The following is a 6332-nucleotide window of genomic DNA, read 5'->3' as shown; positions in this document are numbered from 1 at the left end:
AGATTGTGGGCGTGACAGAAGACACCGTCACGGGCTGGATTAATCGCGGTTATTTGCCTGTGGTTGAGATCGGCAAATACCGCCTGGTGAACCTCGCTTTGCTCAACAAACACGCCTTAGAACAGGAGTTCTCCCTCTAATGGCTTCCATCAAGAAACGCCCCATTCTCCACGCCGATGCCCATGTGCTTGCACGTGCACGCCTGACACCTGACGACTTCAAGAAAATCAATGCCAGCTTGAAAGAAAGCGTTAACGCCATGGATGCAGCCATCGCGGCTGCGTTCCCGGCGAGCGGAGCCGACGGCGGCGCAGCCGTGCTGGTCTCCCCCCTAGGTAATACGGGGGGAAAGTCTATAAATCTCGTTCTTGAGGGTGGGAAGATCAAGGAAGTGTTACCCCGGAAACACTATTCATCGAAGGTATGTTTTATCGACTGGCTGAATTTCACGGTTCATGAAGATACCTTCCAGGTGCTTGAGGGTGCTGTAACGGATCAGGAAGTGATTATGTCCGTTTCCATGGTGTGTGAATCCCTGTTTGGATTCGGCATTACCTCCAAGCGGGACAAGGGAGCCAATTTCTACCATACGTCGTATGTGCTGGGTGAGAACTACGGCCTCGTTTGCTACGGCGGGCAACGTAATAGCGTACTGATTTCGCTATCTGGTGAGGGCTGCGCTGCTGCTCGGGGTGCGTGGGAAAGGCGTACTTTCGATTTCCTGAAATCTGCTATCAACCCAAAGATCACGCGTATTGACCTGACTTACGACGATGTAGCGGGAAAGCTCTTTACGCCTGAATCCCTGGTTGAAAATTACGACAATGGAGGCTTCAACTGTGGCGGGCGTAATCCTGATATCGAGCAACGCGGCAACTGGAAGCGTCCTAATGGTAAGGGGCGATCCGTCTACATTGGCAACCGCTCAAATGGGAAGTTTTTCCGAGGCTATGAAAAGGGCAAACAGCTTGGTGATGCAGATTCGCCATGGATGCGGCTTGAAGTCGAATTCAAGTCAGTTGACCGAGTTATACCGTTTGACGTCCTTAAATTCCCACACGAGTATTTTGCAGCGGCTTATCCCGTATTCGCCAGTTTCTCTGACACTGCGGAACGAATCCTGACTGTAAAAAAAACCGTCGAAATCTCCTATGAGCGCACCAAGAAATGGCTAAAACGCCAGTGTGGTGCCGCTATCAACCTGATGCTTAACGTCGAGGGGACGGCTGAACGTGTCCTTGAGTTAATCAAACGAGAGGGCAAGCTCCCCAAGGGCGTACTCCCTCCATCTTTCCGGCATGTTGACTCCAGTATGCACCACTCCCCTCTGGATCATATGCCCCTTGTCATGTCTGTTATCTGTGAAGGGATTTAATCATGCAATTCAAAACTAAAGCTACTGTCCTGGGCGCTCGTTTCTTCAACGATGTGGTTGAAGGCACCAAGCACGATTTCACCAAAATCCATATCGTGATGCCCGTATCCACCTCGGCAGGCTCTGAGGTGGGTTTCAACGCGCAAACCGTCACCTTTGGTACGTCTGTCAATTTCGAGAAATTGAAGCAGCTTCCCTACCCCGTCGAAGCTGAACTCGATCTGGAAATGACCACCAAGGGCATTGTCTGCCAGGGTTTCAAGCTGGTCGGCAAATCTGAACTCAAGACAGCGGCCTAACCATCATGACCGATTTCCGCCGCTTCTACATTATTCAGTGCCGTAGCACTGGCGCTTTTCTCACCGAGGAATTGAGCTACACCAACCTTGCAGAGAAAGCCGGGCGACTCTATTGCCCGCATGAAGCGGTGGATACGGCCCGCCTGAACCTAGACGACGACTATGCAGTGTTTTCTGCGTGGGAACTCGTCCCTGAGACAGAACAGGAGGCAATTCAATGAAACGCCTAATGCTTAACTTGGCCGCGCTAGCTATCGGCCTCTGCCTAGGCGGCATGCTCGTTGTGGGGTTCGCATGATTCTATTTTCTGAGTGGCAACTCTTACTAGGCGTTTTTCTGTTGGGGTTTGTGGTGAGCGGAATCGTGCATGTCGCCTTATTTACCAGGCTTGTGCGCAAGATTCTTGATCTGGAACTCAAGGCCAGAAATGCAATGCCTCATTGACCTCGGTGCTGGCACCTACCAGGTGCTAGTACCCCAACCCAGCGACTACACCACTTGCACGGCGCTCGTGGTGAGTCCTACCGAATTGCAGAACGGTGTGATGCATCTCACCGCTGCTGAAGGAGTTCAGATCAGCTTGAGTATCGGGCTGCTCTGGGCAATCGCGGCTGCATTCCGTGCAGTCATTCATATGTTGAAAGAAGGAGAATCAAATGAAACCAATTAACCAAGCTCGTAAGTACGGCACTCGTCTGATCAAGGGTGCGATTGTCGCTAGTCCTTTGGCCTTAGCTTCCCAAGGTGCGAGTGCTGCTATCGACGTCTCGGAAATCACCACCCTGTTTGCCGATGCCGTGACTGCGGTGGCAGCGGTGGGTGTCGCCATGTTGTTGGTATGGGGTACCAAGAAGGCTTACAACAGCATTCGTGGTAACTAAAGCAAGGTAACCCATCGGCCATGAGCGTAAAGCCCTCATGGCCTTTTTTATTACGAGGGATCACATGGAAGGCTGGATCGTCATGTTAGGCATACTGGGGGCGCTGTGGATACTGTTCAACGCTTGATCTTGATCATGGCCTGGCTATGGACTGGTGTTTCGTATGCTGCCACTGAGCAAGTAGAGGCTAAATACCGTTGGTCAGTGAATGTGTCGGGGGCCAATACCGGGTTTCACAATACCGCTCAACTCGCTTGTGATTCCTACGGCTCAACCCATGCCGATAAGCAGAATGCCTCTGCGCCTGCTGCCCATAAGACCTATGCCTATACAGGCATACAGGCTGTTAATCACCAGACCTATTTATGCGTGGTCAAGAATCAATTAAATGTTGATGCTAGTTTTACGGTCAATCGTCAGTGGTCATGCGATAACACAACCTGGAATTCTGGCAATAACGAAAAATACTATTGCACGGTGCCAGCCTGCGTTCCTCCTGCAGTTCGCCAGCCTGATGGTACTTGTAAAGCTCCTCCGCAATGCACCCCAGGCTGCAATGGTGTCTGCGGTACGGAACAACCCCTCACTGGCAAAGGCACCATGGCCTGCTTCAATGGTTGCTATTACGGCCTGGGCGATGCCTTTGGCCTTGTCGTCAGCAACGGACAAAAGACTTGGTGGACGGACGTTGAAGACAACACTGGCGTTCCCTGCGACGCGCCCGAAGACGAACAACCCGATGGTGCCGAAGATGCACCAGACCCAGCAGAAACCCCCAGCCCTTGCCCGGAATGCGACTGTGCTAAGAAAGGCATGACCTGGGGTAGTTACACCACTAACGGCACTACCACCGTCATGTGTCTCAAGCCAGGCACACCAGGTGGCAAACCTGTCGATATTGCACCCAAGCCTACAGTCAAGACAGAAACCCCGGCTCCTACGCCTGAAAATCCCAATCCAGAACCAACCACAACGGTCACCCCTAGCCCAGTGATTACCATCACGCCAGGCAGCGGTGCTGGAAGCCAACCTACCGTCACGGAAACCACCACCAACCCGGATGGCAGCACCACCAGTACCAGCGAACCGCAGGAAGCCTACTGCCAAAAAAATCCCAATGCCAAAGTCTGCAAAGAAGCTGACAAGGAGGACAAGAAAGGCACCTGGGGCGGCGGTTGTGGCTCCTGGGAATGTGAAGGCGATGCAGCCAATTGCGCCATGTCTCGCAAGATTCACCAGGATCGCTGTGATGACATTGAAGGCATGGAACAGTTTGCTGATGCGGCAGGTCGTGGGCAACGCATCCTGCATGGTGAAGAAGACGAAGACGTCACGGCTTACCTGAACCGTGAGGGCGATGGTAATCGCACGATCAATGTCGGCTCACTGGTGTCGGATTCCGGCCCCTACTCCTTCGGGGCTTCATGTATCTCGGATGTCCAGTTCTCCATTGGTGGCCATTCGGTGTCGGTGCCGTTCAGCAAGATCTGTCCTTATCTGGAAATGATCGGCTATTTCCTGTTGGCAGCGGCCTATCTCGCTGCGCTTCGTATCGTGGGGTTCATCTGATATGCCTGCTCTCATTGGTATTGCTTCCTGGATCGTCGCTGCGCTGATTGGCGGCTTTGGTCAATCCATCATGCACGGCCTGGTCAAGCTGCTCATTGCGCTGGGCTTTGGCTTCATCACTTACCAGGGCGTGGATGTGTTGATCAATTACTTGATGCAACATGCCTATACCAGCTTTAGCGCTGTGTCCCCGGAAATGATGGGCATGCTGGGGACGCTCAAGATTGATAAGGCGCTCAATGTGCTCGCCAGTGCCTATAGCGCGCGCCTGGTGATTCAGGGTGTCACCAGTGGCCTCATGACCAAGTTCGGGATCACTAAATGATTACGCTGATCACTGGCCTGCCAGGCTCGGGTAAAAGCCTGTTCACACTCAAGACCATCAAGGACATGGCCGACAAGGAAATGCGGCCTGTGTTCTATCACGGTATTCCAGAACTCACCCTGGACTGGCAGAAGATGCAGAAAGGTGAAGACTGGGTGGATTGCCCACAAGGGGCGATCATCGTGATTGATGAATGCCAGGGCACGTTTAGACCACGCGCTAATGGCGCTGCGGTGCCTAAGTGTGTCAGTCAGTTGGAAGTCCACCGCCATTCTGGCCATGACCTGTTCCTGATCACGCAACATCCCATGCTCCTGGACGGCAACGTGCGTAGGCTCGTTGGCCGTCATTTCCATGTCGTGCGCTTCTATGGGTTCCAGAAGTCCACCATTCACGAATTCCAATCCGTCCGTGAGAACGTCAAGAGCCTGAAAGGCTCCATCGAGAAACACTTCGTCTATCCGAAGGAGGTGTTCGGCTGGTACAAGTCGGCTGATCTGCATACGGTGAAGAAGCGCATCCCGGCCAGGCTGGTACTGGTGGTGCTGATGCCTATCCTGTTCGTCCTGGTCGCCTGGTATGCGATCAAGACCATTAACGGCTTTACCGATCACCATACCCCTGAAAATCTGGAAGTGCAGACCGAGAAGGTCATCAACCCAACAGCCCAGCCCTATGCACCAGCCAGGCAATACGTCAAAGAGGAACCAACCTGGCTGGAGGCACGACAGGAACGGGTGCCAGGGCTGCCGTATACCGCGCCTGTGTATGACAAGCTCACTGAACCCATCACCGTGCCGGTGCCGGCTGCTTGCGTGGATTTCCGGGGGCAGTGTAAGTGCTATAGCCAACAAGGGACGCCCGTCGCCACCCCGGAATACTTGTGCAAGCAGATCATCCAGGGCGGCATGTTCGTCGACTTTAACCCGGGCCAGTCGGCCAATGATCTGAGCCAGCAGGCGGAGCGGGAACGCGTCACAGCAGATCGTCAGCGTAGTGAAGAAGCCAGGCAACGCACGCTGGAACGCCAGGATGCGGAGCTGGAGAAGCGCAATGCAAACCCTGTGCAGCAAGCGCAAACGCCGGATCAAGTCCAGCAGCAACCCATCCAACCTAGCGCTATTCAGCGCGAAAGAATGAAGGAAAGCCAATGGGCGTTCCCGAATACATAGGCAATAAAAAAGCCCCTTGCGGGGCTTCATTATCAGGCAGCGTGTTTCAGCTTCCCGCTCTGTTTACTGACCGACAACATTTCAAAACCAACAATGTTGCCCAGGGCGTCATAGTCCAAGATCACGCCGGGGCGGATTTCCTCGGTACGCTCTACATCGTTCTCGCTCAGTGCGATATACAAAGCATCTGCAATCGGATCAAACTCAATTTTCATATTCATCACCTATTCAAAAAATACCGTGACAACCGTCACTGGCTCAGTGGTTTCGTTATAGATGACACGCAACTGCTTAAATCCACGATCAGCAATAGCCTTGATCGCATGAACCAACGTAATGTCATCTGCATCAACTCGCGTCGTGTCCGGGTTAGCCAACGTCTCCCTAACCCACTCTTCCTTTACGCCGCGCTTCACCATCCGCTTCAACGCATGGTCGCTTAACCTGTATTCCATGGGGCTATCTTACCTTGTTTAAATTACCTGTCAAAAAATCACCCAAGACACTGCCGCGTTTAGGTCTGGCGTTGGTATGGGTTGGTGTGCCCGTTTTTGGCACACTTGCCCGTGCCATACGGCATGGCCGACCAGCAACACATGGAGAAATAAGGATCAAGGGTAAAACCGGCGAAGCCGGGCGTATAAAAAGTGTAGTGAAACGGAACGGCTTTATGCCGCCCCTTGATGCTTATTGCTTCATGTGGTTCTCGCG

11 protein-coding genes are annotated in these 6332 nt (G+C 53.1%); 8 read left to right on the top strand and 3 right to left on the bottom strand.

The window, feature by feature from the left end; genetic code table 11:
- Nucleotides 1-139: 139 nt before the first annotated feature.
- The 8 genes from LG202_RS14130 (at nucleotide 140) to LG202_RS14095 (ending at nucleotide 5621) form a co-directional block, all read left to right on the top strand.
- Entirely contained in the window at nucleotides 140-1375 is a 1236-nt protein-coding gene (locus tag LG202_RS14130; protein WP_230349032.1) for a replication initiation factor domain-containing protein, read from the top strand.
- Between the two features lie 2 nt (nucleotides 1376-1377).
- The gene (locus LG202_RS14125; RefSeq protein ID WP_230349031.1) at nucleotides 1378-1674 is read left to right on the top strand and encodes a hypothetical protein; all 297 of its coding nucleotides are present in this window, start codon (nucleotides 1378-1380) and stop codon (nucleotides 1672-1674) included.
- A gap of 5 nt (nucleotides 1675-1679) precedes the next feature.
- On the top strand, nucleotides 1680-1895 hold the full coding sequence (locus tag LG202_RS14120) for a hypothetical protein (RefSeq protein ID WP_230349030.1): 216 nt from the start codon (nucleotides 1680-1682) through the stop codon (nucleotides 1893-1895).
- Nucleotides 1896-2101: 206 nt separating this feature from the next.
- Nucleotides 2102-2344, top strand: a complete 243-nt coding sequence (locus tag LG202_RS14115) for a hypothetical protein (protein WP_230349029.1) — start codon at nucleotides 2102-2104, stop codon at nucleotides 2342-2344.
- A complete protein-coding gene (locus tag LG202_RS14110) occupies nucleotides 2331-2555 on the top strand; it encodes a major capsid protein (protein WP_230349028.1) in 225 nt (74 codons plus the stop codon). Before LG202_RS14115 ends, LG202_RS14110 begins: the two co-directional genes overlap by 14 nt.
- Nucleotides 2556-2660: 105 nt before the next feature.
- Complete coding sequence (locus LG202_RS14105; RefSeq protein ID WP_230349027.1) at nucleotides 2661-4124, top strand: virulence factor TspB C-terminal domain-related protein; 1464 nt, start codon at nucleotides 2661-2663, stop codon at nucleotides 4122-4124.
- 1 nt (nucleotide 4125) lies between these two features.
- A complete protein-coding gene (locus tag LG202_RS14100) occupies nucleotides 4126-4449 on the top strand; it encodes a DUF2523 domain-containing protein (RefSeq protein ID WP_230349026.1) in 324 nt (107 codons plus the stop codon).
- The gene (locus LG202_RS14095; RefSeq protein WP_230349025.1) at nucleotides 4446-5621 is read left to right on the top strand and encodes a zonular occludens toxin domain-containing protein; all 1176 of its coding nucleotides are present in this window, start codon (nucleotides 4446-4448) and stop codon (nucleotides 5619-5621) included. The genes LG202_RS14100 and LG202_RS14095 overlap by 4 nt, the downstream gene beginning before the upstream one ends.
- 32 nt (nucleotides 5622-5653) lie before the next feature.
- Here LG202_RS14095 and LG202_RS14090 read toward each other — a convergent pair whose 3' ends face one another.
- The 3 genes from LG202_RS14090 to LG202_RS14080 all read right to left on the bottom strand — a co-directional run.
- Entirely contained in the window at nucleotides 5654-5842 is a 189-nt protein-coding gene (locus LG202_RS14090; RefSeq protein ID WP_459725039.1) for a DUF2283 domain-containing protein, read from the bottom strand.
- A 3-nt stretch (nucleotides 5843-5845) separates the two neighbouring features.
- Nucleotides 5846-6076, bottom strand: a complete 231-nt coding sequence (locus tag LG202_RS14085) for a DUF4258 domain-containing protein (RefSeq protein WP_230349024.1) — start codon at nucleotides 6074-6076, stop codon at nucleotides 5846-5848.
- A 59-nt stretch (nucleotides 6077-6135) separates the two neighbouring features.
- The coding region (locus LG202_RS14080) for a hypothetical protein (RefSeq protein ID WP_230349023.1) at nucleotides 6136-6332 on the bottom strand (197 nt) is incomplete at its 5' end.

This window comes from Methylobacillus methanolivorans (genome assembly GCF_054588515.1).
Note: the sequence above shows the minus strand (reverse complement) of the source record. Positions and strands in the feature narration are given on the sequence as shown.

What these genes read in the sequence shown, in the direction of transcription:
- LG202_RS14130 (WP_230349032.1), top strand. Translation starts at nt 140, where the DNA reads ATGGCTTCCATCAAGAAACGCCCCATTCTCCACGCCGATGCCCATGTG.
- LG202_RS14125 (WP_230349031.1), top strand. Translation starts at nt 1,378, where the DNA reads ATGCAATTCAAAACTAAAGCTACTGTCCTGGGCGCTCGTTTCTTCAAC.
- LG202_RS14120 (WP_230349030.1), top strand. Translation starts at nt 1,680, where the DNA reads ATGACCGATTTCCGCCGCTTCTACATTATTCAGTGCCGTAGCACTGGC.
- LG202_RS14115 (WP_230349029.1), top strand. Translation starts at nt 2,102, where the DNA reads ATGCAATGCCTCATTGACCTCGGTGCTGGCACCTACCAGGTGCTAGTA.
- LG202_RS14110 (WP_230349028.1), top strand. Translation starts at nt 2,331, where the DNA reads ATGAAACCAATTAACCAAGCTCGTAAGTACGGCACTCGTCTGATCAAG.
- LG202_RS14100 (WP_230349026.1), top strand. Translation starts at nt 4,126, where the DNA reads ATGCCTGCTCTCATTGGTATTGCTTCCTGGATCGTCGCTGCGCTGATT.
- LG202_RS14095 (WP_230349025.1), top strand. Translation starts at nt 4,446, where the DNA reads ATGATTACGCTGATCACTGGCCTGCCAGGCTCGGGTAAAAGCCTGTTC.
- LG202_RS14090 (WP_459725039.1), bottom strand. Translation starts at nt 5,842, where the DNA reads ATGAATATGAAAATTGAGTTTGATCCGATTGCAGATGCTTTGTATATC.
- LG202_RS14085 (WP_230349024.1), bottom strand. Translation starts at nt 6,076, where the DNA reads ATGGAATACAGGTTAAGCGACCATGCGTTGAAGCGGATGGTGAAGCGC.